At 50.7% G+C, this 25,862-nt stretch carries 24 protein-coding genes; 16 read left to right on the top strand and 8 right to left on the bottom strand.

Features of this window, described 5'->3' with window-relative positions:
* Window positions 1-13 precede the first annotated feature (13 nt).
* From HV477_RS24585 to HV477_RS24550, 8 genes are all read left to right on the top strand, one after another.
* Window positions 14-1,435 (top strand): MFS transporter, encoded by a 1,422-nt coding sequence (locus HV477_RS24585; protein ID WP_000064888.1) that lies wholly within the window; start codon window positions 14-16, stop codon window positions 1,433-1,435.
* A 67-nt stretch (window positions 1,436-1,502) separates the two neighbouring features.
* Entirely contained in the window at window positions 1,503-2,195 is a 693-nt protein-coding gene (gene ompL / locus HV477_RS24580) for a porin OmpL (protein WP_000838828.1), read from the top strand.
* 156 nt (window positions 2,196-2,351) lie between these two features.
* Window positions 2,352-3,200, top strand: a complete 849-nt coding sequence (locus HV477_RS24575; RefSeq protein ID WP_079899340.1) for an STM4015 family protein — start codon at window positions 2,352-2,354, stop codon at window positions 3,198-3,200.
* A gap of 12 nt (window positions 3,201-3,212) precedes the next feature.
* Window positions 3,213-4,238 carry an STM4014 family protein gene (locus HV477_RS24570; RefSeq protein WP_077909665.1) on the top strand — a complete coding sequence of 342 codons (1,026 nt, stop codon included), beginning with the start codon at window positions 3,213-3,215 and terminating at the stop codon, window positions 4,236-4,238.
* Window positions 4,231-5,106 carry an STM4013/SEN3800 family hydrolase gene (locus HV477_RS24565; RefSeq protein ID WP_001728059.1) on the top strand — a complete coding sequence of 292 codons (876 nt, stop codon included), beginning with the start codon at window positions 4,231-4,233 and terminating at the stop codon, window positions 5,104-5,106. Before HV477_RS24570 ends, HV477_RS24565 begins: the two co-directional genes overlap by 8 nt.
* Before the next feature lies 1 nt (window position 5,107).
* Complete coding sequence (locus HV477_RS24560; protein ID WP_001749214.1) at window positions 5,108-6,349, top strand: STM4012 family radical SAM protein; 1,242 nt, start codon at window positions 5,108-5,110, stop codon at window positions 6,347-6,349.
* Window positions 6,346-7,224: an STM4011 family radical SAM protein gene (locus tag HV477_RS24555; protein WP_001527000.1), complete on the top strand. Its 879-nt coding sequence runs from the start codon at window positions 6,346-6,348 to the stop codon at window positions 7,222-7,224. The genes HV477_RS24560 and HV477_RS24555 overlap by 4 nt, the downstream gene beginning before the upstream one ends.
* Window positions 7,209-7,943 carry a Cof-type HAD-IIB family hydrolase gene (locus HV477_RS24550; RefSeq protein WP_001270596.1) on the top strand — a complete coding sequence of 245 codons (735 nt, stop codon included), beginning with the start codon at window positions 7,209-7,211 and terminating at the stop codon, window positions 7,941-7,943. Before HV477_RS24555 ends, HV477_RS24550 begins: the two co-directional genes overlap by 16 nt.
* Window positions 7,944-7,997: 54 nt before the next feature.
* Here HV477_RS24550 and typA read toward each other — a convergent pair whose 3' ends face one another.
* Window positions 7,998-9,821, bottom strand: a complete 1,824-nt coding sequence (typA, locus tag HV477_RS24545) for a ribosome-dependent GTPase TypA (RefSeq protein ID WP_000572064.1) — start codon at window positions 9,819-9,821, stop codon at window positions 7,998-8,000.
* Between the two features lie 375 nt (window positions 9,822-10,196).
* Here typA and glnA point away from each other — a divergent pair, with 375 nt between their 5' ends.
* The 4 genes from glnA to HV477_RS24525 all read left to right on the top strand — a co-directional run bounded on the left by glnA (window position 10,197) and on the right by HV477_RS24525 (window position 14,571).
* Window positions 10,197-11,606, top strand: a complete 1,410-nt coding sequence (glnA, locus tag HV477_RS24540) for a glutamate--ammonia ligase (RefSeq protein ID WP_001271699.1) — start codon at window positions 10,197-10,199, stop codon at window positions 11,604-11,606.
* Between the two features lie 274 nt (window positions 11,607-11,880).
* The gene (glnL, locus tag HV477_RS24535; RefSeq protein WP_000146194.1) at window positions 11,881-12,930 is read left to right on the top strand and encodes a nitrogen regulation protein NR(II); all 1,050 of its coding nucleotides are present in this window, start codon (window positions 11,881-11,883) and stop codon (window positions 12,928-12,930) included.
* Window positions 12,931-12,938: 8 nt separating this feature from the next.
* On the top strand, window positions 12,939-14,348 hold the full coding sequence (glnG, locus tag HV477_RS24530; protein WP_001188782.1) for a nitrogen regulation protein NR(I): 1,410 nt from the start codon (window positions 12,939-12,941) through the stop codon (window positions 14,346-14,348).
* A gap of 112 nt (window positions 14,349-14,460) precedes the next feature.
* Window positions 14,461-14,571 carry a YshB family small membrane protein gene (locus tag HV477_RS24525; protein WP_001578131.1) on the top strand — a complete coding sequence of 37 codons (111 nt, stop codon included), beginning with the start codon at window positions 14,461-14,463 and terminating at the stop codon, window positions 14,569-14,571.
* 89 nt (window positions 14,572-14,660) lie between these two features.
* Here HV477_RS24525 and hemN read toward each other — a convergent pair whose 3' ends face one another.
* The 3 genes from hemN to HV477_RS24510 all read right to left on the bottom strand — a co-directional run bounded on the left by hemN (window position 14,661) and on the right by HV477_RS24510 (window position 17,081).
* On the bottom strand, window positions 14,661-16,034 hold the full coding sequence (gene hemN, locus HV477_RS24520) for an oxygen-independent coproporphyrinogen III oxidase (protein ID WP_000003520.1): 1,374 nt from the start codon (window positions 16,032-16,034) through the stop codon (window positions 14,661-14,663).
* A gap of 188 nt (window positions 16,035-16,222) precedes the next feature.
* Window positions 16,223-16,738 carry a Der GTPase-activating protein YihI gene (gene yihI, locus HV477_RS24515; protein ID WP_000743292.1) on the bottom strand — a complete coding sequence of 172 codons (516 nt, stop codon included), beginning with the start codon at window positions 16,736-16,738 and terminating at the stop codon, window positions 16,223-16,225.
* Between the two features lie 118 nt (window positions 16,739-16,856).
* On the bottom strand, window positions 16,857-17,081 hold the full coding sequence (locus HV477_RS24510) for a hypothetical protein (RefSeq protein WP_001541209.1): 225 nt from the start codon (window positions 17,079-17,081) through the stop codon (window positions 16,857-16,859).
* Window positions 17,082-17,320: 239 nt separating this feature from the next.
* Here HV477_RS24510 and yihA point away from each other — a divergent pair, with 239 nt between their 5' ends.
* A complete protein-coding gene (yihA, locus tag HV477_RS24505; protein ID WP_000183331.1) occupies window positions 17,321-17,953 on the top strand; it encodes a ribosome biogenesis GTP-binding protein YihA/YsxC in 633 nt (210 codons plus the stop codon).
* A gap of 334 nt (window positions 17,954-18,287) precedes the next feature.
* On the opposite strand, the gene polA is transcribed toward yihA, so the two are convergent.
* Window positions 18,288-21,074, bottom strand: a complete 2,787-nt coding sequence (polA, locus tag HV477_RS24500; RefSeq protein WP_000249960.1) for a DNA polymerase I — start codon at window positions 21,072-21,074, stop codon at window positions 18,288-18,290.
* A gap of 387 nt (window positions 21,075-21,461) precedes the next feature.
* On the opposite strand from polA, the gene HV477_RS24495 reads away from it, so the two are divergent.
* The gene (locus tag HV477_RS24495) at window positions 21,462-22,370 is read left to right on the top strand and encodes an acyltransferase (protein ID WP_000196894.1); all 909 of its coding nucleotides are present in this window, start codon (window positions 21,462-21,464) and stop codon (window positions 22,368-22,370) included.
* A gap of 12 nt (window positions 22,371-22,382) precedes the next feature.
* Here HV477_RS24495 and dsbA read toward each other — a convergent pair whose 3' ends face one another.
* The 3 genes from dsbA to HV477_RS24480 all read right to left on the bottom strand — a co-directional run bounded on the left by dsbA (window position 22,383) and on the right by HV477_RS24480 (window position 24,355).
* Window positions 22,383-23,006, bottom strand: coding sequence for a thiol:disulfide interchange protein DsbA (gene dsbA / locus HV477_RS24490; protein ID WP_000725360.1), 624 nt, complete (start codon window positions 23,004-23,006; stop codon window positions 22,383-22,385).
* A gap of 16 nt (window positions 23,007-23,022) precedes the next feature.
* On the bottom strand, window positions 23,023-24,009 hold the full coding sequence (locus HV477_RS24485) for a serine/threonine protein kinase (RefSeq protein WP_000999264.1): 987 nt from the start codon (window positions 24,007-24,009) through the stop codon (window positions 23,023-23,025).
* Between the two features lie 76 nt (window positions 24,010-24,085).
* Window positions 24,086-24,355 (bottom strand): YihD family protein, encoded by a 270-nt coding sequence (locus tag HV477_RS24480; RefSeq protein ID WP_000649858.1) that lies wholly within the window; start codon window positions 24,353-24,355, stop codon window positions 24,086-24,088.
* 69 nt (window positions 24,356-24,424) lie between these two features.
* Here HV477_RS24480 and mobA point away from each other — a divergent pair, with 69 nt between their 5' ends.
* On the top strand, window positions 24,425-25,009 hold the full coding sequence (mobA, locus tag HV477_RS24475) for a molybdenum cofactor guanylyltransferase MobA (protein WP_079899339.1): 585 nt from the start codon (window positions 24,425-24,427) through the stop codon (window positions 25,007-25,009).
* Window positions 25,006-25,521, top strand: a complete 516-nt coding sequence (gene mobB, locus HV477_RS24470; protein WP_072103234.1) for a molybdopterin-guanine dinucleotide biosynthesis protein MobB — start codon at window positions 25,006-25,008, stop codon at window positions 25,519-25,521. The genes mobA and mobB overlap by 4 nt, the downstream gene beginning before the upstream one ends.
* Window positions 25,522-25,862: the final 341 nt, after the last annotated feature.

The following is a 25,862-nucleotide window of genomic DNA, read 5'->3' as shown; positions in this document are numbered from 1 at the left end:
TTGAGAGGCGATTATGTCTAATCATGATCCGCTAACGCTAAAGTTGAGCCTGCGGGAAAAATGCGCCTATGGCGTGGGCGATTTCGGCTCAAATCTGATGCTGTGTATCGGTACGCTGTATCTACTGAAGTTTTATACCGATGAACTCGGGATGCCTGCATATTACGGTGGAATTATCTTTCTGGTGGCGAAATTCTTCACTGCTTTTACCGATATGCTCACCGGCGTATTGCTGGATTCACGCCGTAATATTGGCGCAAAAGGAAAGTTTCGGCCTTTTATTCTGTATGCGTCATTTCCGGTGGCTCTGGTTGCTACTGCGCAATTCTTTGCCACTCACTTTACTTTACCCGTTAAAACAGCCTTCGCGACGGTGCTGTTTATGTTGTTCGGTCTGTTCTACAGCCTGATGAACTGCTCATACGGCGCGATGGTACCCGCTATTACCAAAAATCCGCATGAGCGCGCCCAGCTCGCCGCATGGCGACAAGGCGGCGCTACCATTGGCCTTCTTCTTTGTACCGTAGGTTTTATGCCCATTCAGGCGCTGTTTACCCGTTCCCCTTCGCTGGGTTATCTGATTGCAGCAGTCATCTTTTCGGTCTGCGGGCTGTTCAGCATGTGGTGGTGCTTTAGCGGGGTGAAAGAACGGTATATCGAAACCGTACCTGACACGCATAAACCCAGCATATTGAAGTCCTTCTGCGCGATTTTTCGTAATCCGCCGCTGCTGGTGCTCTGCGTTGCCAATTTGTGCACGCTGGCCGCCTTTAATATCAAGCTGGCCATTCAGGTTTATTACACTCAGTACGTGCTGAACGATATTCATTTGTTGTCATGGATGGGTTTTTTCAGCATGGGCTGTATCCTGATTGGTGTTTTATTAGTACCTGCTGCGGTAAAACGCTTCGGGAAAAAACAGGTTTATCTTGGTGGTCTGATATTGTGGGCCGTTGGCGATATCCTGAATTTTATCTGGGGTGGAACGTCATTCCTGTTTGTTATTTTCTCTTGTATCGCCTTCTTCGGTACCGCTTTCGTCAACAGCCTGAACTGGGCGCTGGTTCCGGATACGGTTGACTATGGTGAATGGAAAACGGGTATTCGCGCTGAAGGCTCGGTGTATACGGGTTATACCTTTTCCCGAAAAATTTCCGCTGCGCTTGCTGGCTTTTTGCCAGGTATTATGCTGACGCAAATCGGTTATATCCCCAACATAGCTCAAAGTGACACCACGTTGCTTGGTTTGCGTCAGCTCATTTTTTTATGGCCTTGCGGTCTTGCCATTATCGCAGCACTAACGATGGGCTTTTTTTATAAGCTCAATGAACAACGTTTCGCTTTTATTATCGAGGAAATTGCCCAACGAAAGAAAACAGGTAATCAAATTGTCGCGACTAATAATAAACAAAGTATTTCTACTGTAAATAATTAAACGACGCTTGCCGCTTTATCCATCCCGATGGATGGCGGCTTCCCTATATTTGAAAAATGGATTTATTATGAAATCTCTGAATACTCTAGTGATATTAACTTCTGTAATATCCACCTCTGTTTTTGCTGGCGCTTATGTAGAAAACCGTGAGGCCTATAACCTGGCGTCTGACCAAATGGAGTTTATGCTGCGCGTCGGCTATAACTCCGATATGGGGGCCGGAATTATGTTGACCAATACCTATACGCTACAGCGTGATGATGAATTAAAGCACGGTTATAATGAGATTGAGGGCTGGTATCCGTTATTTAAACCTACAGATAAATTAACCATCCAGCCTGGCGGGTTAATAAACGACAAAAGCATTGGTTCCGGCGGCGCCGTCTATCTGGATGTTAACTATAAATTTACCCCGTGGTTTAATCTTACGGTACGTAACCGATATAATCACAATAATTATAGTTCAACCGATTTGAATGGCGAACTGGATAATAATGACAGCTATGAAATCGGTAACTATTGGAATTTTATCATTACCGATAAATTTTCTTATACCTTTGAACCACACTATTTTTATAACGTTAATGATTTTAATAGTAGTAATGGTACGAAGCATCATTGGGAAATCACTAATACCTTCCGTTATCGTATCAATGAACACTGGTTGCCCTATTTTGAATTACGCTGGTTAGATCGTAACGTGGGCCCCTACCATAGAGAGCAAAACCAGATTCGTATCGGGGCGAAGTATTTCTTCTGATATTATCGCCTCTATTTTCCGAATCTGCATCACAGCGGGTAGTTGTTCTGCCCGCTCATTCATCCTGAATCAGACTCCCGATATCCCGCCTCTAAGCGCCATGATAATATTCGCAAAGCGTTTTACCATATTCATGCTTATAGAGAAGGGAAACAAATGAATAAGCGATTTAATATTGATTGGGACAATGAATTAACCCAGGAACAGCTCATTAATTTGATTTTAACCGATGAAGATCTGCCAAAGCTTCGCTCACTGACCATTGGTAACTGGGGTGATTGTTGGGAAGACGAAACCTGCCAGCCTATTATTGATATGATTGTGGAGAACGCCCCCCGTTTTTCTCACCTGGAATCACTGTTTATCGGTGATATGGAGAGCGAAGACTGCGAGATCTCCTGGATTAAACAAGGTGACTATTCCAGGCTCTATGCGGCGTTACCCAATCTGAAGGAACTGATTATTAAAGGCGCGTCGGATCTGCGACTGGGCGCTATACATCATGAGAAACTGGAGCACCTGGAAATCATTTCCGGCGGCATCCCTTCTAACGTACTTGCCGAACTACAAAATGCGCAGCTCCCTGCATTAAAAATGCTGAAGCTCTTCCTGGGCGTAGAGGAATATGGTTTTGACGGTTCGCTGGATGACGTGATGGCGCTGGCATCGAAAGATCTTTTCCCTCAGCTCACCCATCTGGGGTTGATGAACAGCGAAGAGCAGGATGATATCGCCCGCCGGGTGCTGGAAAGTAATATCCTGCCGCAGCTTAACGTGCTGGAACTCTCATGCGGTACCTTAACGGACAACGGCGCAGAGGCGCTGCTGGAGCATAAAGACCGAATTGCGCATCTGGAAACACTCGATCTCCACCACCACTATTTGACGCCGGAGATGCAGGAAAAGCTAAAAGCCGCGCTGCCGATACCGCTGAATCTTTCAGAAGCGCTGGAGCCTGATGATTACGATGGCGATATTTATATGAATGCGATGTACACCGAGTGATTGTGTAGGGGAATGTGCACATTCCCCTACACACCGATAAAGGGATTTATTGTGATTACGCTCATTGGCCCCCGTCAGAGCAAGCGCACGCATTATTTTATGCAGGCTGCCGCCGTACTTGGGGAACCCGTCACGGCGCTGACTCATCCGCACGCGCTGGACGCTTCGCTGACCTCTGGCATCGTTAAAATCGACCCGCCAGTACACAGTGAAACTGACATCCGCAAAATAAACGCGATCGGTCTGGACTATATCCATTTTTTGCAGAACATGGCGGCGCGTCCTGGCGTCACCTGGCTTAACCATCCGGCGGGCCTCATTCACCTGCTGGATAAAAAACGCTGCAAGCGGCGCTTACTGGAACACGGCATCCCCACGCCGCCGTTGGTAGCGGAAGACGTAAAAAGCTTTGCACAGCTCACCGCCATCATGCAGGAAAAAAAGGTCGCCAGCGTGTTCATCAAGCCCTCGCTGGGTTCTGGCGCGGCGGGCGTTATCGCTTTGCGCCGCCACCCTGATGGCATAAAGCAGGTGCTTTACAGCGCGATTGCCATATCAGGACAACAGCTATTTAACAGCAAAAAAATCCAACAGTATCGTCAGAAAGAAGATATCCAGCTCATTATTGATGGCGTTCTTCAGCAGGAAAACCTCGTCGAACAGTGGCTGCCCAAAGCCAGCGTAAAGCATAAAACCTATGATTTACGCATCGTCTGCCTGGATGGCGAAATTATCTGGCGAGTGGTCAGAACCTCCTCGCAGCCCATTACTAACTTACATCTGCAAAACCAGGCTTACTGCTTCGAAAGTCTGGAGTTATCTGCCGCAAAAGCGACTGAGATCGATACGCTCTGTCAAAATGCCATGCGGCTTTTTCCTGGCATTCGCTTAGCGGGTATTGATGTTTTACTTACTACCAGCCTGACGCCGTATATTATTGAAATTAATGGCCAGGGTGATTTGATTTATCAGGATGCGCAGCAGAATAATCTAATTTATCAGGCGCAAATCCGGGCCATGAGGAAGCAAAATGTATAATTCAATGGATGAAGTCCCCGTCTCGCTACACGCGTCGATTGACACAGGCGATGGCGAATTCGATATGAATACGCTAATTAGTAATAACGCTCATATTCTTTTTATTGTGCTGGACTCGTTACGCTACGATATTGCGCTTCAGGAACAAACCGCCGGAAATACGCCCAACCTTAATCATTATGGACAATGGACGAAATGCGAGGCGGCCGGTAATTTTACCTGGCCTTCGCATCACGCCATGTTTTCAGGTTTTATGCCAAAACCTATTGATGATACCGTTAATCAGACCATGCTGTTTTTCCCAAAAGATATCGGACTTGGTCGTAAAGGGCCGAAAAATGCATTTGCCTTTGATGACGCAACATGGATAAAAAGTCTGGAAAATAAAGGCTACCAGACCATCTGTATTGGCGGCGTCTCTTTCTTTAATAACCGCTCCGGCATGGGAAAAGTGTTCCCGTCGATGTTTAAAGAGAGTTACTGGCATCCACGCTTTGCCTGTACGGTTAAAGAGAGTATGGATAACCAGATCCATTATATCCAGAAAATCATGGCCGAACGTGCTGGCAGCCAACCGGTCATGATGTATATCAATATCGACACGATTCATTACCCTAACCATTTTTACGTTGAGGGCGCGGCCCCTGGCGATACCGTTGAGACCCATGCCGCCGCGCTACGCTATATCGACGCCCGCATCGACGGATTACTGAACATTTTCCGCCAAACCGGCGGCGAAACGTTCGTTATTATCTGTTCCGATCACGGTACCTGCTATGGCGAAGACGGGAAATATTTCCATAGTTTTAATCATCCGATCGTTAATACCGTTCCCTATATGCATTTCTTGCTGAGCTGTAATCATTAATATGAATAACAATGATATTTATCGTCAGTATATGTACAGTTATCCGCATAAGACGGCTTATCGGGAGCTGGAGAACGTCAGCTTTAGCGAAGTAAAACCGCGGATTTACGAGCACGACACACATCTGTATGTTCATATGCCGTTTTGTCAAAGTCGCTGCGGGTTCTGTAATTTATTTACCTGCACTGGCGCAGAGAATACGTTCATTGATAGCTATATCGACGCGATTATTACCCAGGGCCAACAAATGGCGCTGGCGCCCGTCCACTGGGCAAGCTTTACCGTAGGCGGCGGCACACCTCTGCTATTAAACATTGCGCAATTAGAGAAGTTATTTTTTTCCGTCTTTGATGTGCTCAATGTTGACTGGAATATTTATAAAACAATTGAAACTTCCCCTACGGATACCACGGCAGAAAAAGTAGCGCTATTAAACGCCTTTTCCGTTAATCGCGTCAGTATTGGCGTACAAAGTTTTCATGATAGCGAGTTACATACGCTGCATCGCCGCCACAATGCCGCCAGCGCGCACCAGGCGCTGGAATGGCTAAAGGCGGGTCATTTTCCATCACTCAATATTGATATTATTTACGGCATTCCCGGCCAGACTCACGCAAGCCTGACGGAATCGTTACATCAGGCGCTCGTTTATCAACCGGAAGAGCTGTTTCTTTATCCGCTTTATAATATGCCTCGCCAGGAAAATATGCATGGCTACTACGTTTTAGCCCGCGATCTTTTACGCAACGCGGGCTACACCCAAACGTCCATGCGCCGTTTCGTCCTTAATCCAGCGCCATCCGCCGCGGCGGAAAGCTGCGGATTTGAAAACTCACTGGCGCTCGGCGCGGGCGGCAGAAGTTATCTTGGCAATCTGCATTACTGTTCACCGTGGTCGTCGAACCTGCAAACATCACGAAAAATCATTCAGGCGTTTATCGACAGCCCGGATAAAACCGTCATTAATCACGGTTATCTGCTCCCCCCTGATGAAATGAAACGCCGCTTTATCATTAAAAATCTATTTTTCTGGCAGGGACTTTCTCTTAGCGATTATCAGCAATATTTTGCCAGCGATGCGCTAAGGGATTTCCCCAACCTGGAACGCTTTATACAGCAGGGCTACTGTTACCAGAATGGCAGTCGCCTCCGGCTAACGGAGACCGGTATGGCATTATCCGATTGCCTTGCTCCTGTGTTCGTTTCGCCTGAGGTGATGCTACGGGAGAATCGGCAGAGATGAGCGCCCCCGCCCTGCGCGATATTCACACGCTGTTTTATCGCGGCTATCTTAAATCGTGTAATTATCATTGCGGCTATTGCCCGTTCCATAAACACGCCCGCAACGATAAAAAACGCGACGAAGCCGCGCTATGGCGCATGGTTGACCATTTGCCTCTTTTAGGTACGCCGTTGAATGTGATGATTACGCCTTATGGCGAGGCGCTACGCTTGCGTTATTACATGGCGGCGTTGGCAGAAATTAGCCGCTATCCTCATGTTCAGGCGGTCGGCATACAAACTAACGCCTCTTTTTCGTTAATGTCATTGCTGGAATCATTTCGTGCTGGCGGCGGAGATATCTCAAAGCTTCGGTTATGGTGTTCTTTTCATCCCTCACAAATTACCGCTGAGCGCTTTCTCCAGCAGTGTTTAGCGCTCTCTGCCGCCGGAATAACCTGGTGCGCGGGGGCTGTCGCCAGTATGAAAGATATCGACCAGTTTCGTTGGCTACGCCAGCAGTTGCCTGACCAGAATTATTTTTGGTTTAACGCCAACGAGTGTGCCAATACCCGGCATACCGTTGAGGAAACCATCGCCTTCGGCGAACTCGATCCGCTGTATGTGATTGAAACACAGCAGTGGCCAGCGCAGCTGGATATCTGTACCGCAGGAAGAAAAAGTATTTTTATGAATGCAGAAGGCGATCTTTTTGCTTGTCATATCAGCAAAATTAAAATGGGTAATTTATATCAGCAACGGCTTAATTCTCCCGCCTGCCAGGCAAAACAATGCCACTGTTTTCTCGCTTATCAGCACCGTCTCGATATTCCATTGCTGAATCACCTGGATGCCTCACGCTGTTTTAGGATCGGACGCTCATGCGATATCGTTTAATCGCTTTTGATCTTGATGGAACGCTGCTAAACCGTAATAAACAAATTCTGCCAGAGTCGCTAACCGCTATCCGTCAGATGCAGGACATGGGCTGCCGAATAATGCTTGTCACCGGTCGCTCTCATCGTGAAGCCTATGCGTATTATCAAACGCTGGCGCTCACCGAACCGATGATCTGTTGTAACGGAAGTTATATTTATCAACCGGCTCAACAGCAGATCCTTCATCCACTGCCGCTGACGCACTTACAAACGGAAAAAATACTGGCGCGGGTATATCCGCTTAAACCGACAATTCGTGCTGATGATAAAATAATCTTTCAGGCTGATGAGCTAAGCAGTAGGGAGAATATTTGGCAAATCAGCGTCGTTCATCGGCACATAAAACAACTACAAAATATTGCTGAGTTTATACAGCATGAATTACAGCTAAGCTGTACCTGGTCCTGGCATCATCAACTGGATATTCTCCAGAAGGGGGGCAGCAAAGGGCAAAGCCTCGCCAGATATGCACAGCAACAGCATATCGCAATGCGCGAAGTGATGGCGTTTGGCGATAATGATAACGATGCGGAAATGCTACGTTTAGCCGGATTGGGCGTCGCGATGGGGAATGCCAGCGCTCGGGCAAAGGTGTATGCGGATAGCGTCATTGGTCGGCATAATACGCCAGCGATTGCTGATTTTTTGGTAACCTTATCCCTTTCTCAACGTGAATAAAAAAACCCCGCCGAGCTTTCATTTCGGCAGGGTTTTTATCCGTAAGAGCGTTAATTACTCTTCTTTCTGACCACGGTTCGCACGGCGGCGATCGTTTTCCGTCAGGTGACGTTTACGGATACGGATAGAGGTTGGGGTGACTTCTACCAGTTCGTCGTCATCAATGAACTCCAGCGCTTGCTCAAGGCTCATTTTAATTGGCGGAACCAGAATCACCGCTTCATCCGTACCGGACGCACGCATGTTGGTCAGTTTCTTACCGGTCAGGCAGTTTACCGTCAGGTCGTTGGAGCGACTGTGAATACCAATAATCTGGCCTTCATAAACTTCCGCGCCGTGACCCAGGAACAGCTTACCGCGATCCTGCAAACCGAACAGCGCAAACGCCACCGCTTTACCCTGACCGTTGGAGATCAGTACGCCGTTCTGACGCTGGCCCACTTCACCCGGACGAATATCGTCGTAATGGCTGAAGGTGGAGTACAGCAGACCCGTGCCGGAAGTCATGGTCATGAATTCTGAACGGAAACCAATCAGCCCACGGCTTGGGATCACGTAGTCGAGACGTACGCGGCCTTTACCGTCCGGATTCATGTTTTTCAGGTCGCCTTTACGCTCGCCCAGCGCCTGCATGACAGACCCCTGGTGCTGCTCTTCGACGTCCAGCGTCACGTTTTCGTACGGCTCTTGTTTACGACCGTCGATTTCACGGAAGATAACTTTCGGACGGGAAACCGCCAGTTCGAAACCTTCACGACGCATATTTTCAATCAGCACGGACAGGTGCAGTTCGCCACGACCGGATACACGGAACGCATCCGCATCTTCGGTTTCTTCAACGCGCAGCGCCACGTTATGCACCAGCTCTTTGTTCAGACGGTCAAGAATCTGACGAGAAGTCACAAACTTACCTTCTTTACCGCAGAACGGCGAGGTGTTAACGCAGAAGAACATAGACACGGTCGGCTCATCAACGGACAGCGCCGGCAGCGCTTCAACGTTCTGCGGGTCGCAGATGGTGTCGGAAATGTTCAGCTCGCCCAGACCGGTGATCGCAATGATATCGCCCGCTTCGGCGATATCGCTGTCGATACGCTCCAGACCCAGATGCGTCAGCACTTTACCTACTTTCGCGTTACGGGTTTTCCCTTCACTATCGATGATAGTGACCTGCTGGTTCGGCTTCACTTTGCCGCGTTTGATACGGCCGATGCCGATAACGCCAACATAGTTGTTGTAGTCCAGCTGGGAGATCTGCATCTGCAACGGACCATCGAGGTCAACGTCCGGCGCCGGAACATGATCAACAATCGCCTGATATAGCGGGGTCATGTCTTCCGCCATATCTTCGTGGTCCAGACCCGCGATACCGTTCAGCGCCGAAGCGTAGATGATCGGGAAGTCCAGCTGTTCGTCGGTCGCGTCGAGGTTAACAAACAGGTCGAATACCTGGTCAACAACCCAGTCAGGGCGCGCGCCAGGACGGTCAACCTTGTTGATAACCACAATAGGTTTCAGGCCATGAGCAAAGGCTTTTTTGGTCACGAAGCGCGTTTGCGGCATCGGGCCGTCAAATGCGTCAACCACCAGCAGCACAGAGTCAACCATGGACATGACGCGCTCTACTTCACCACCGAAGTCAGCGTGCCCGGGAGTATCAACGATGTTGATACGGTAATCATTCCATTTAATAGCGGTGTTTTTAGCGAGGATAGTAATACCACGCTCTTTCTCCAAATCGTTGGAGTCCATCACTCGCTCTTGAGTTTCGGCACGCGCGTCGAACGTACCGGATTGCTGGAGCAGCTTATCAACCAGGGTAGTTTTACCATGGTCAACGTGCGCGATGATGGCGATGTTACGCAAATTTTCGATCACAACTTTGCCTCAGGCATTAGAAATAGCGCGTTATTGTACACGGATTAATCGCACTACAAAACAGGATCACAAACATCCTCCGCAAACAAGTATTGCAGAGTCTCTTTGTGATCGCTTTCACGGAGCGTTAAAAGGGTGGCTTGCGTTCTATTGCACCAATGCGGTGCTTAATGTTCACATTAAAGCACTATTTTGGTGCAACATAGTCACCGTGGTGCAGCCCTTTTGCACGATGGTGCGCATGATAACGCCTTTTGGGGGCAATGTGAAAGTTGGCACAGATTTCGCTTTATATTTTTACGGCGACACGGCCAGCAGAATTGAAGATCTCGTTACCACGACGACCGACCATGACCAATCCGGGAGAGTACAAGTATGTCCGCTGAACACGTTTTGACGATGCTGAACGAGCACGAAGTGAAGTTTGTCGATCTGCGCTTCACCGATACCAAAGGCAAAGAACAGCACGTCACGATTCCTGCTCATCAGGTAAATGCCGAATTCTTTGAAGAAGGCAAAATGTTTGACGGCTCCTCTATCGGCGGCTGGAAAGGCATTAACGAATCCGACATGGTGCTGATGCCAGACGCATCCACCGCAGTGATTGACCCGTTCTTCGCGGACTCTACCCTGATTATCCGTTGCGACATCCTGGAGCCTGGCACTCTGCAAGGTTATGACCGTGACCCACGTTCCATCGCAAAACGTGCGGAAGACTACCTGCGCGCGACCGGTATCGCCGATACCGTCCTGTTTGGGCCGGAACCTGAATTCTTCCTGTTCGACGACATCCGCTTCGGCGCATCTATCTCCGGCTCACATGTGGCGATTGACGATATTGAAGGCGCCTGGAACTCCTCTACCAAATATGAAGGCGGCAACAAAGGCCATCGTCCGGGCGTGAAAGGCGGTTATTTCCCGGTTCCGCCAGTTGACTCCGCGCAGGATATCCGTTCTGAAATGTGTCTGGTCATGGAGCAGATGGGCCTGGTCGTTGAAGCGCACCACCACGAAGTAGCGACCGCAGGTCAGAACGAAGTGGCGACCCGCTTTAACACCATGACCAAAAAAGCCGACGAAATTCAGATTTACAAATATGTCGTGCATAACGTGGCTCACCGCTTCGGTAAGACCGCGACCTTTATGCCAAAACCGATGTTTGGCGATAACGGTTCCGGTATGCACTGCCACATGTCGCTGGCGAAGAACGGCACCAACCTGTTCTCTGGCGACAAATATGCCGGTCTGTCTGAGCAGGCGCTGTACTACATCGGCGGCGTCATCAAACACGCCAAAGCCATCAACGCCCTGGCGAACCCGACCACCAACTCCTACAAGCGTCTGGTCCCGGGTTACGAAGCGCCGGTGATGCTGGCCTACTCCGCCCGTAACCGTTCCGCCTCCATCCGTATTCCGGTGGTGGCGTCTCCGAAAGCGCGCCGTATCGAAGTTCGCTTCCCGGACCCGGCGGCTAACCCGTATCTGTGCTTTGCCGCCCTGCTGATGGCCGGTCTGGACGGGATTAAGAATAAGATTCACCCGGGCGAAGCCATGGACAAAAACCTGTATGACCTGCCGCCGGAAGAAGCGAAAGAGATCCCACAGGTAGCGGGTTCTCTGGAAGAAGCGCTGAACGCGCTGGACCTGGACCGCGAGTTCCTGAAAGCAGGCGGCGTGTTCACGGATGAAGCGATCGATGCGTATATTGCGCTGCGTCGCGAAGAAGATGACCGCGTGCGTATGACCCCGCACCCGGTAGAGTTTGAGCTGTACTACAGCGTTTAATCGTATATTAAAAATCCGACGAATTTCGCGTTGCTGCAAGGCGGCAACTGAGCACATCCCCAGGAGCATAGATAGCGATGTGACTGGGGTAAGCGAAGGCAGCCAACGCAGCAGCAGCGTGAAAGGCGTCAGGAGTTTTTGAGTTGCCGTGGAAACTTTCAGCCCATCCCAGGATGGGCTTTTTTCTCCACCAACAATCTGATCTCACGCGCTTTTTAGTAGTAAAAAGCTATAATGCACTAAAATGGTGCAACCTTTTCCAGGAGACTGCTGAATGGCAAGCGGCATACAGCCCGATGCTGGGCAGATCCTCAATTCGTTAATCAACAGCGTGCTGGTGGTCGACGACGCGCTGGCAATCCATTACGCCAATCCTGCCGCGCAGCAGTTGCTCGCGCAAAGCTCACGCAAACTGTTCGGGACGCCGTTACCTGAACTGTTGAGCTATTTTTCGTTAAACATTGACCTGATGCGCGAAAGTTTAGCGGCAGGGCAAGGCTTTACCGATAACGAAGTGACGCTGGTGATTGATAGTCGCTCGCACATTCTCTCTTTGACCGCCCAACGTCTGCCCGACGATTTTATACTGCTCGAAATGGCGCCGATGGATAACCAGCGTCGTCTGAGTCAGGAGCAGTTGCAGCACGCGCAGCAAATCGCCGCCCGCGATCTGGTGCGCGGTCTGGCGCACGAAATCAAAAATCCGCTCGGCGGCCTGCGCGGCGCGGCGCAGCTACTCAGCAAGGCGCTGCCCGACCCGGCGCTAACGGAATATACCAAAGTCATCATTGAACAGGCCGACAGGCTACGCAACCTTGTCGATCGTTTACTGGGGCCGCAGCACCCGGGAATGCACATTACCGAGAGCATACATAAAGTCGCGGAGCGCGTGGTGGCGCTGGTGTCGATGGAACTGCCGGATAATGTCCGGCTTATCCGCGATTACGACCCCAGTCTGCCAGAACTGCCGCATGACCCGGAACAAATTGAGCAAGTACTGCTGAATATTGTCCGCAATGCCTTGCAGGCGCTGGGGCCGGAAGGCGGCGAAATTACGCTGCGTACCCGTACCGCCTTCCAGTTAACGCTGCATGGCGAACGCTATCGCCTGGCGGCGCGTATAGACGTTGAAGACAATGGGCCGGGCATTCCTCCCCATTTACAGGATACGCTGTTCTACCCGATGGTCAGTGGTCGCGAAGGCGGCACCGGGCTTGGGTTATCTATCGCCCGCAATCTTATCGATCAACACGCCGGCAAAATTGAATTTACCAGTTGGCCGGGGCATACCGAGTTTTCGGTTTACCTGCCGATTCGGAAATAGAGGTGTTTATGCAACGAGGAATAGTCTGGGTCGTCGATGATGATAGTTCCATCCGTTGGGTGCTTGAACGTGCTCTCGCCGGGGCAGGGTTGACCTGTACCACCTTTGAGAATGGTAATGAAGTACTGGCTGCGCTGGCCAGTAAAACGCCGGACGTCTTGCTGTCGGATATCCGAATGCCGGGAATGGACGGGCTGGCGCTATTAAAGCAGATTAAACAGCGTCACCCGATGCTTCCGGTCATCATTATGACCGCGCATTCCGATTTAGATGCCGCCGTGAGCGCCTATCAGCAGGGGGCGTTTGATTATCTGCCTAAACCGTTTGATATTGATGAAGCCGTCGCTCTGGTCGAGCGCGCGATTAGCCACTATCAGGAGCAGCAGCAGCCGCGTAATATCGAGGTTAACGGCCCGACAACAGACATGATAGGCGAAGCGCCCGCCATGCAGGATGTGTTTCGCATTATTGGTCGGCTGTCGCGTTCTTCGATTAGCGTGCTGATTAACGGCGAATCAGGGACCGGTAAAGAACTGGTCGCCCATGCGCTTCACCGCCATAGCCCACGCGCCAAAGCGCCGTTTATCGCGCTCAATATGGCGGCCATCCCGAAAGATTTGATTGAATCCGAACTGTTTGGCCATGAGAAAGGCGCTTTTACCGGGGCGAATACCATCCGGCAGGGCCGTTTCGAGCAGGCTGACGGCGGCACGCTGTTTCTGGACGAAATTGGCGATATGCCGCTGGATGTCCAGACTCGTCTGTTACGCGTGCTGGCTGACGGACAGTTCTACCGTGTGGGCGGGTACGCGCCGGTAAAAGTGGATGTGCGCATTATCGCCGCCACCCACCAGAACCTCGAACGACGCGTTCAGGAAGGGAAATTCCGCGAAGACCTGTTCCACCGCCTGAACGTGATTCGTATCCATCTTCCGCCGTTGCGTGAACGCCGTGAGGATATTCCGCGCCTGGCGCGCCATTTTTTGCAGGTCGCCGCCCGTGAATTAGGCGTGGAAGCCAAATTATTACATCCAGAAACCGAAACGGCGTTAACACGCCTGGCATGGCCTGGTAACGTGCGTCAGTTAGAAAATACCTGCCGCTGGCTCACCGTCATGGCCGCCGGACAGGAGGTATTGATCCAGGATTTACCAGGCGAACTGTTTGAAGCCTCGGCGCCGGATAGCCCGTCCCACCTGCCGCCGGATAGCTGGGCGACATTACTGGCGCAATGGGCGGACCGCGCCTTGCGATCCGGTCATCAAAACCTGCTTTCTGAAGCGCAGCCAGAACTGGAGAGAACGCTACTGACCACGGCGTTACGCCATACGCAGGGTCATAAACAGGAAGCCGCCAGGCTGCTCGGTTGGGGGCGAAACACCCTAACGCGGAAGTTGAAAGAGCTGGGAATGGAGTAAACATTACCCGCGAGTGTAAAGATTAATAATTGAGCGCAAAACGCTGCTATTTTGCGCTTTACTGTTCCGATGAGTTCAGTATGATCATGCCCGGCAAACGGGGGGATTCATTATGTTAGAATCTATTATTAATCTGGTATCGAGTGGAGCGGTCGACAGCCACACGCCACAAACTGCGCTAGCCGCCGTGTTGTGTGCCGCGCTGGTAGGACTGTTCAGCTGACAATGTGCCGGATGGCGCTAATGCTTATCCGGCCTACAGGTTGTCGCAACGTGTAGGCCTGGTAAGCGCAGCGCCACCGGGCAACCCGGCTAAATGACGCGTGAGAACTGCTGCATCCGCGCTTTCTGGCGCAGATACGCGTCAAAGCACATGCAGATATTGCGGATCAGCAAACGACCTTTCGCCGTCACCTGAATTCCCTTCTCGCTAATATCCACCAGCCCATCTTTCGCCAGCGGCGACAGTAACTGCAAATCTTCGGCAAAATACTCAGCGAAATGCAAACCCCACTGCTGTTCGACAGCGTTAAAATCCAGGCGGAAGTTACAAATCAGCGCCTTGATAACATCGCGACGAATGCAATCATCACGGGTCAGCGTAATACCACGCCATAGCGCATTGCCCCGCTCATCCACTTGCTGGTAATAACGCTTCAGCTCTTTCTGGTTCTGCATGTAGCCATCGCCAATCATGCTGATAGCAGAAACCCCCATCCCCAGCAGATCGGTATCGCCCTGGGTCGTATAGCCCTGAAAATTACGGTGCAACACGCCTTCGCGCTGCGCGACGGCCAGTTCGTCGTCCGGACGGGCAAAATGGTCCATCCCGATAAACTGATAACCGGCCTGAGTAAGCGATACGATGGTCTCCTGCAAAATATCCAGTTTCTGCTGCGCGCTGGGTAAATCGGCATCTTTAATTTTACGCTGGGCGGCAAAAAGCGTTGGCAGATGCGCATAGTTAAAGACGCTCAAACGATCGGGGTTCAGCTCCGTCACACGCTTCAACGTGAAAGCGAAGCTTTCCGGCGTCTGTTTCGGTAGACCGTAGATCAAATCGATATTGGTCGAGGTAAAGCCAATATCGCGAGCGTGATTAAGCAGCGCAAAGATGAATTCTTCATCCTGCTCGCGGTTAACCAGGCGCTGCACCTCTTTATTAAAGTCCTGCACGCCCATACTCAGGCGGTTAAAACCTTCCGCACGTAAATGATCGAGCACATCCAGCTCAATTTCACGGGGATCGACTTCGATCGAGATTTCCGCGTCGGTATTAAAGTGGAAATTTTCACGCAACAGCGTCATTAAGCGGCTGATTTGCGCTTTATTCAGGTAAGTAGGCGTACCGCCGCCCCAGTGAAGCTGGCTGACATGACGGTCTGCAAACAGCGGCGCGCGATGGCGAATTTCCTGCTCAAGCGCGTCAAGATACTGGTCAGCTTTATGCTGTTGGCGGGTGACAATCTTGTTGCAGCCGCAGAAATAACACAACTTGTGACAAAACGGGATATGCACATACAGCGAGAGCGGACGTTCAGGATAACGCGCCACAGCCTGCAAGAATGCGGCGTCCTCGAAGTCTTCAGAAAACTCCAGCGCGGTTGGGTACGAGGTATATCGTGGCCCGGAATAGTTATATTTCTGGATCAGGGCCAGATCCCAGTCTATTTGCTGTTCAGACATGCTCACTCCTTCCGATGGCGTCTCTGGCGGGTACGGCGTACCGGCTTCACGCCATGACGGGCGGCAAGCCGGCTGCGCAGCCATTTCTGACGCCGCGACAATCGCTGTAGTTTAACGAATAACCACACCAGATAACATATAACCGGAAGGGTTATAAGCAGGACGGGCAAGCCCACGGTGTAAACCCGTTAGTTGCCGCCTCTTAGCAGGCGCATCATATCTTCCTGCTTCTCGTCCTCTTCGTCGTCTTCTTCGTCGTCATCGTAAGACAGACCAAGCTTCTGCATCAGTTCATCAATACGATCCAGTTTGGCATCTACCCAGGCTTGATCTTCCGCACTCAGGGTTTCGCCCGCTTCCAGACGTTCTAACAGCGCATCCAGGCGCTCATCCGTTTCCAGTAAATCCAACTCCGCCTGCGGTGAAAGCATAGGTTTCTCACTTTTCGGTTTATGCTGTTGGGTCACTTTTTCAGTCACGCCCAATGGAACAGGTGTTTTACTGCCAATACGTGGATCTTTTTGTTGATTCTGATTGCCGCCGCCCGAAGCGGAATTGCCGCCCGCCGCGCGACTTCCCGGCGCATGACCGCGATGTTTTTTCAGGCGTTTACGGTCGCGCGCCTCCTGGTTTAACTCTTCACGCGTTTTACGACGCTGTTTGCCAAAGGCTTTACTGCGCGGTGCAGAGGTTGGTTTTTTCATGATGTCAGATCTTTAAGCCGTTTTATTCAGTATAGAATTGAGGCGGAATCTAGCAGAAAGCAAGCAAAGAAAAAAGGCGACAGAGTAATCTGCCGCCTTTTTTCTTGACTCACGACCCTTAACGGGTTCCACCATCCCTGTTGGCTATCAACACGCCCTGTTTTTCCCTTAGCCTGGAACATTCCATGTTGTTTCCATTTCCTTTTACTAACGTCTCCGGACGTTTGTCTTCCTGACAATCCTGTGTCTTCGCCTCCTGGCGCTCCTGACCCTCATCCTGAGTCGTTGATCCTGTTAGCGTCCTCGCTATGTGCATTACTTTACTCTTTTGGGGTAAACTCACAAGATACCGACACGGCAAATCCCTTTTTTTCAGACAATTACCTTTCTATAAATTCATGATTTAACTATATTAACTGGCTTTTAGCGTGACAACGACTCTGTCATGTCGCATAAGTGCAATGGACAATGTCTCACAAAGCGTATGGCTTTTGCTTACAGCACCGACGCGCCGAAAAATCCGTCTTTTGCTGGCGTTCAGGTATAATCGCCACAATGCTTTGACTGACGGAGACGACCGCTTTGACTAACCTGAATTATCAACAGACGCATTTTGTGATGAGTGCGCCTGATATTCGCCATTTACCTTCCGATTGCGGAATTGAAGTGGCTTTTGCTGGCCGTTCCAATGCAGGCAAATCCAGCGCCCTGAACACGTTGACCAACCAAAAAAGCCTGGCGCGCACCTCTAAAACGCCGGGCCGTACCCAATTGATTAACCTGTTTGAAGTCGTAGAGGGCAAACGGTTGGTCGACCTGCCGGGCTATGGGTATGCGGAAGTCCCGGAAGAGATGAAACGCAAGTGGCAACGCGCGCTGGGGGAATATCTGGAGAAACGTCAAAGCCTACAGGGCTTAGTCGTTTTAATGGATATCCGCCATCCGTTGAAAGACCTCGACCAACAGATGATCCAGTGGGCTGTAGAGAGCAATATCCAGGTTCTGGTTCTGCTGACCAAAGCGGACAAACTGGCCAGCGGCGCGCGCAAGGCGCAGTTGAATATGGTACGTGAAGCCGTGCTGGCTTTTAATGGCGATGTGCAGGTAGAAGCGTTTTCCTCGCTGAAAAAGCAGGGCGTGGATAAGTTACGTCAGAAGCTGGATAGCTGGTTTAGTGAACTGGCACCGGTCGAAGAGATTCAGGACGGGGAATAATCACCCGCTATGCCGGATGGCGCCGCTGCGCGTCTTATCCGGCCTACGGTGTGAGCGAAACTTTTCTTGCGCACAATAAAAAACGCCCCAGTCATAAACTGACTGGGGCGGCTAAAATATTCAGCCAAATCCGATTACGTGAAGTAAAAGGTCTGAAAGATAGAACATCTTACCTCTGTACCCTACGTGAATAACTTTACTCTTTTTTGAGCAACACAGAAAGACCTTTTCGTAATTTTTTTTCATTCTTTACATAGGGAATTCTAATACCCATCACAAAACCCCCGTGCTTATGTTGCTTAATTACGAAAAAAGCGCGTTATTCCTTAAATGCTTAGTGCGCTTGATCCCAATTTTCCCCGCTACCGACTTCTACCAGCAACGGCACATCAATACGCGTGCAGTTTTCCATCAACTGATGGATACGTTTTGCTACCGCATCTAAGTCGTCTTTATGCACCTCGAACACTAATTCATCGTGTACCTGCATAATCATCCGCACGCGTGGCTGCTCGGCCTGTAGCCAGGCATCGACGGCAATCATGGCGCGCTTGATGATATCGGCAGCCGTTCCTTGCATGGGAGCATTGATCGCCGCGCGTTCCGCCCCCGCGCGCCGCGCCGCGTTGCTGGATTTAATATCCGGCAGGTAAAGGCGGCGTCCCTCCAGCGTTTCCACATAGCCTTGTTCTTTTGCCTGAGCGCGGGTGCGCTCCATATATTCCAGCACGCCAGGGTAGCGTTCGAAGTAGAGATCCATATACTTCTGCGCCTCTTTACGCGGAATATTAAGCTGGCGAGAAAGACCGAAGGCGCTCATCCCGTAAATCAGGCCAAAGTTAATGGCTTTCGCACTTCGGCGCTGTTCCCCGGTCACGCTATCCAGCGGCAAGCCAAAGACTTCCGCCGCCGTTGCGCGGTGAATATCCTTCCCTTCGGCGAATGCCGTGAGCAGTCCTTTATCACGGGAAAGATGCGCCATAATACGCAGCTCAATCTGTGAATAGTCCGCAGACACGATGAGATAATCCTCAGGCGCAATAAATGCCTGACGAATGCGGCGGCCTTCTTCATTGCGCACCGGAATATTTTGCAGGTTCGGATCGGTGGACGATAAACGTCCCGTCGCCGTTACCGCCTGATGATAGGACGTATGGACGCGCCCGGTTTTCGGGTTAATCATCAGCGGCAGCTTATCGGTATAGGTGGATTTTAGCTTCGCCAGACCACGATACTCCAGAATCACTTTCGGCAGCGGATAGTCCAGCGCCAGCTCTTCCAGCACCTCTTCCGACGTTGACGGCGCGCCGCCAGGCGTTTTCTTCAACGGCTTAATACCCTGCTTTTCAAACAGGATAGTCTGCAACTGCTTCGTCGAGGACAGGTTGAACGCCTCGCCCGCAATGTCATGCGCTTTCTTTTCCAGTTCCGCCAGACGTAGTGTGATTTCTTCCGAATGTTTGTGCAGGACGGCAGGATCGATTTTTACGCCATTGCGCTCAACGCGTGACAGTACCGGCACCAGCGGCATTTCGATGTTTTCGAAAACATTCAGCGGGCCTTTGTGCTGCTGGAGCTCTGGCCACATTTTGAGATGCAACTGTAACGTGACATCCGCATCTTCTGCCGCATAGCGCCCCGCTTCCTCCAGTGCGATCTGGTTAAAGGTGAGCTGGTTTTTACCTTTACCGGCAATGTCTTCAAAGGTGATAGTTTTGTGCTTCAGCCAACGATCGGACAAGCTGTCCATATCATGGCGTCCGGCGACGCTGTTCAGAATGTAAGACTCAAGCATGGTATCGAAGGCGATACCGCGCAGCTCAATACCGTAATTTTGCAAGACGCCGCGATCGTACTTGAGGTTTTGCCCCACTTTGCGCACTTTTTCATCTTCCAGCAGCGGCTTCAGCAGTTCCAGAGCACGCTGGCGGGAGATTTGATCCGGAGCGTCCAGATAATCATGTGCGACAGGTACATACGCGGCAACGCCAGGTTCGATGGCAAACGAGAGGCCCACCAGGTTGGCGGCGATATTATCCAGACTGTCGGTCTCCGTGTCGAAAGCAAAAACTGGCGCTTTTTTCAGCTTTTCAATCCAGCTTTCCAGCGTAACGTCGTCCAGAATAGTGACATAATTTTCATAAGAGAGCGCCGCTGCCGGTTCGCTGGGCGATTCATCAATAACGACCGTTTCCTGCGGTTTGGCCGCCGGTTTCGCGCCCTTTGCCTGTAGCCACTTGCCTGACTCGACGTCCGCCGTCCAGCGCTTGAACTCATATTTTTTAAACAGGCCCAGCAGTTCATCCGCAATCGGCTGCTGCACTTCAAGCTGTTCGCAGGTCAGCTCCAGCTCAACATCCGTTTTAATGGTGGCGAGTTTATAAGACAGGTACGCTACGTCTTTATTCTGCGCTAATTTAGCGGCCATCGTTTTGGCGCCGCGGAAAGTGAGACCGGCAATTTTTTCCGGCTCGGCGTACAGCGTATCCAGGCCGCCCAATCCCTGAAGCAAGGCTTGCGCCGTCTTCTCACCCACGCCTGGTACGCCCGGAATATTATCCGAGGAGTCCCCCATCAGCGCCAGAAAGTCGATAATCAGCTCAGGCGGCACACCGTACTTATTAACGACTTCATCCGGGCCGAGGATGGTGTTAGTCATGGTGTTGATCAGCGTAATATTCGGCGTCACCAACTGTGCCATATCTTTATCGCCGGTGCTGATTAATACCGGACGCCCCACCTTCTCCGCTTCCCGCGCCAGTGTACCGATAACGTCATCCGCTTCTACGCCAGAGACCGCCAGCAGAGGTAACCCCATGGCTTTAACCATGGCATGTAACGGCTCTATTTGCGCACGAAGATCATCCGGCATCGGAGGACGATGCGATTTGTAATGTTCAAAGAGCTCATCACGGAAGGTTTTTCCTTTGGCGTCAAACACCACCGCAGCATGCGTCGGCTGATACTGCATGATCAGGCTGCGCAACATGTTGAGGACACCATACATTGCGCCCGTAGGTTCTCCCGCGCTGTTGGTTAACGGCGGAAACGCATGATAGGCGCGATAGAGATAGGATGAGCCATCTACGAGAATAAGTGGGTTTTCTGGGATCTGAACCATAATGTCCGTGCCTGTTTAACAGATTATGGTTAAAGGATGCCACATACAGGAGGAAAACTTGAGTTTTTCGCCGCATTTGCGGAAAAGTTTTGTCGATCTTCAGGATCGCTCGCAAAATAACCTGTGGATAACTTTGTGTGTAAATTCTTACCATTACTTTAAAATCAGCGCGATAGCCTTCTCGTCTTAATAATTACCCATTATTTTCAATGAGTTGTTAACATCACGTTTTTCTGATTATCTGATTCATGCCGTTATCATAATGTGGATAGTTGTTACGAGTGTTTCTATTTCACTCAGCGCCATCATTAGCATCGTTTTCTGATAGAATCAGCCCCTTGCGCCCTTTTCGCGCACCGTTTATGGCTAACTTTTGAATAATTTATTATGACGAGAATACTCGCGGCTATCACGCTCCCATTAAGTATCGTATTGACCATCCTGGTCACTATTGTTTGCTCAGTACCGATCATCGTTGCCGGTATGGTAAAGCTCCTTTTGCCTGTTCCCTGTATCTGGCGCAAGGTCTCCATTTTCTGCAATTTCATGATGTATTGCTGGTGTGCTGGTCTTGCAGCGCTGTTACGCCTTAATCCGCACTTGCAATGGGATGTAGAAGGGTTAGAAGGGCTGAGCAAGAAAAATTGGTATTTACTGATTTGTAATCATCGCAGCTGGGCCGATATCGTTGTGCTTTGCGTTCTGTTCCGCAAGCATATCCCAATGAATAAGTACTTTCTTAAACAGCAATTGGCCTGGGTACCGTTCATTGGCTTGGCGTGCTGGGCATTAGATATGCCGTTTATGAAGCGCTACTCCCGTAGCTACCTGCTCCGCCACCCCGATAGACGCGGCAAAGATGTTGAAACAACTCGTCGCTCTTGCGAAAAGTTTCGTCGGTATCCCACCACTATCGTTAACTTTGTTGAAGGCTCGCGATTTACGCATGAGAAACGTCAGCAAACGCATTCACCTTATCAACATCTGTTGCCGCCAAAAGCAGCCGGTATTGCAATGGCGATTAACGTTTTAGGCTCACAGTTCGATAAGCTGCTTAATATTACGTTGTGTTACCCAAACAACGATCGCCACCCTTTCTACGATATGCTAAGCGGTAGGCTGACGCGTATTGTTGTTCGGGTGCAACTGGAACCCATAAATGAAGAACTGCACGGCGATTACGTGAACGACAAAACATTCAAACGCCGTTTTCAACGTTGGCTTAATACGCTGTGGGATAAGAAAGATATACAGATAGAAGAGATTAAAACATCTTATAAAAACGCCGGTCAGTGACCGGCGTTCTTTTTATTTTTTATCAACCAAATATTTCACGGTATCAGCATACTGCTGAACAAAAACATCCATGCTGCTGGTATCCATGCCTTGTGGGTTAATCTGGTATTTGCCATTGACGAACATCGCCGGAACGCCCTGCAGTTGCAGGTCAGCCGCGGCTTTCTCCTGTTGCGCAACCAGTGATTTCACCACGAAGCTGTTCCATGCCGCATCGTAATCTTCGCCTTTGACGCCCGCATCAACGAACACTTTACGGATATCCGCGGCAGATTGTATTGTCTGGGTTTTCTGTACGGCTTCAAACAGCGGGACCGTGACTTTATCTTCTACACCCAACGCCATCGCCACCGCCCATGCCTGGGTGAGCTCCTTGCCCAACGGCCCCAGGAACTCAACGTGGTACTTGGTCATTTTGGTGCCTTCCGGCAGCTTTTTCTTCACATTGTCAGACACATGAAGCACTTCTTCAAACTGATAACAATGTGGGCAGTAGAAGGAGAAAAACTCCAGTACCTGGGGTTCGCCAGCGACCGGTTTATCCAGCGTGATATACTGTTTACCGTCGCTGATCTGTGCTGCCGAGGCGCTAAAAGCTAAAACCATACCAGCCAGCGCCAGCCAAATCTTTTTCATGATCAACTCTCTCCGATTAATACATTGGCGTTAATTGTAAAGGGGGTTCGTGCAAAATTTTAGTCTGCTCAATAAAAGTCGTTGTCTGTCGCTGCCAGTAATCTTCCCCTGTTAACCAGGGAAAGTTTTTTGGAAACGCAGGATCGCCCCAACGACGAATCAACCAGGCAAGATAATAAACTAAACGCATGGCGCGTAAAGGTTCAATGAGACCAATTTCAGCCGTATCGAACTCACTAACTTCTTCATAAGCTTCAATAATGGTTTCAAGCTGCATTCGCTGTTCGGCTTTGTCGCCGTTCAGCAGCATCCATAAATCCTGTATCGCCGGGCCGTTACGGGCATCATCTAAATCGACAAACAGCGGTCCATCACGCCATAGAATGTTGCCGGCATGACAATCGCCGTGCAATCGCAGCGTGGCGAAATCGGTGCGCCAGCATTCGGTAACTGCAGACAGTAGAGTATCAGTGGCTTTCAGGAAAGCCGCTTTTTGCCCGGAGGGAATCAGTGCGGCATCTTCGAATACCTGGCGAGGTTCAAAAAGATACTCTGCAAGCCCAATGTCAGGCCGGAAAGTGAAAGGACGTTTTCGCCCCGTCTGATGCAATCGGCCAAGATAACGCCCTACCGCCTCCATCTGATCGATATTGTCTGCTTCAAACTGACGACCGCCTACGCTGGGGAAAATGGCATAATGATAGCCCTGATGCGCTAACAGTGTCTGGCCATTAAACGCGAGCGGAGCAGCAACCGGAACCTCATCCTTCACCAGTTCAAGCGCGAATTGGTGTTCTTCCCGAATTTGATCAACAGACCAGCGTTCAGGACGATAAAACTTAACGACAAAACGTCGACGGTCTTCATCCTGAAACTGATAGACGCGGTTTTCATAACTGTTTAGTGGAGTCAGCCCGGAATCCACCCTGATCCCCTGTTCAAACAGCGCATCCATGATGGTTTCCGGGTGTAGCGTCTGGAAAGTAAAAGCGTTGTCGTTCATCCCATCATCCGGAAAATACTACGAATGATTCAGGATATCATTTCGTGGCGATTTCGGTGGCGCCGCTTACAAGGTTTTACTCTTTAATAACGCCGCGGGCGCGTAAAAGCGCCGTTTTAAAGTCCTCTTCATAGTCTTTTTGAATCCCTGGAATGGCGGCGTCTTTGGCGGAATCGCGCATTTTCAGATGGTAGATCAGGATATCATCAGTTAAATCTTCCAGTTTGCCGTCAAAACCTGACTCTTTCGCCAGTTTCTGCAAAAATTGCGTCAGATTAAGATCAGGCTCTTTCTGCCAGGCTGGCTGGAGGAGTTCAATGACTTCATTCAGGCGTTTACATTTCATAGCTGTGCTCCTTATTCTTGATACAGACACGGTAGCAGGGTCAATCCCACAATAAAAGAGGCGATATCGGTGAATCTGGATGAAGTAATAACCGGCGTGGTGCTGGCAGGCGGTAAAGCCCGGCGGATGGGAGGTGCGGATAAAGGTCTGCTTGAACTGGGCGGGAAACCGCTCTGGCGACACGTTGCCGACGCGCTCGCGCCACAACTTGCTACGGTCGTCATTAGTGCTAATCGCCATCTGGATATCTACCAGGCCAGCGGCCTGAAAGTCATTCCGGATTCAATCGCTGACTTTCCCGGTCCGCTGGCGGGTATGCTTTCCGTTTTTCAGCAGTTAGCAGGCGACTGGTTTCTGTTTTGTCCCTGTGACAATCCCTGTATCCCCCCCAACCTGGTCGATCGTTTAGCAACGCAGCGTCATGGCGCACCCGTGGTTTGGGTTCATGATGGAGAGCGCGATCATCCAACGATCGCGTTGATTAATCGTGCCGTTGAGCCCCAGTTGACAGCTTATTTGCAAGCAGGCGAGCGGCGGGTAATGATTTTTATGCGCCAGGTAGGCGGACACGCCGTTGATTTCAGCGATTGTAAAGAGGCATTTGTGAACGTCAACACGCCGGAGGAACTCGCGCAATGGCAAAAGAGACCATGATACCGCTACTCGCCATTGCCGCGTGGAGCGGCACGGGAAAAACAACACTGCTGAAAAAACTGATCCCAGCACTTTGTGCGCACGGTATTCGGCCAGGGCTGATTAAGCATACCCATCATGATATGGATGTTGATAAACCGGGTAAAGATAGCTACGAATTACGTAAAGCCGGGGCGGCACAGACGCTGGTTGCCAGTCAGCAGCGCTGGGCGTTAATGACTGAAACGCCGGGGCAAGAAGAGTTGGATCTGGCATGGCTGGTGAGCCGGATGGATGCATCAAAGCTAGATATGGTGCTGGTAGAAGGGTTTAAACACGAGGCAGTTGCGAAGATCTTACTTTTTCGTCAGGGATGTGGGCACAGCGAGGAAGAATTAATTCTTGACGAGCATGTTATTGCGGTTGCCAGTGATATTCCACTTGCCGTAGCGGTACCCGTTTTGGATCTTAATGATGTATCGCAGATTTCTGCCTTCATTTTGCGGTGGTTAGAGAAAGCACGTACCTTGTAGGCCGAATAAGGCGGAGCCGCCATCCGGCGGTGCCGGTTGCCTGATGGCGCTGCGCTTATCAGGCCTACGGTTTTACAGTTACCGCACACGCAAAAAAGCCCGTCCAGACGGACGGGCTTCTTCACTTGTCTGATGCCTGGCAGTTTATGGCGGGCGTCCTGCCCGCCACCCTACGGGCCGTTGCTGCGCAACGTTCAAATCCGCTCCCGGCGGATTTCTCCTCCTCAGGAGAGTGCTCACCGACAGACCACAGATAAAACAAAAGGCCCTGTCTTCCGACAGGGCCCTTCGTTTTATTTGATGCCTGGCAGTTCCCTACTCTCGCATGGGGAGACCCCACA

Source organism: Salmonella sp. SG203, assembly GCF_013350575.1.
GTDB lineage: Bacteria > Pseudomonadota > Gammaproteobacteria > Enterobacterales > Enterobacteriaceae > Salmonella > Salmonella enterica.
Note: the sequence above shows the minus strand (reverse complement) of the source record. Positions and strands in the feature narration are given on the sequence as shown.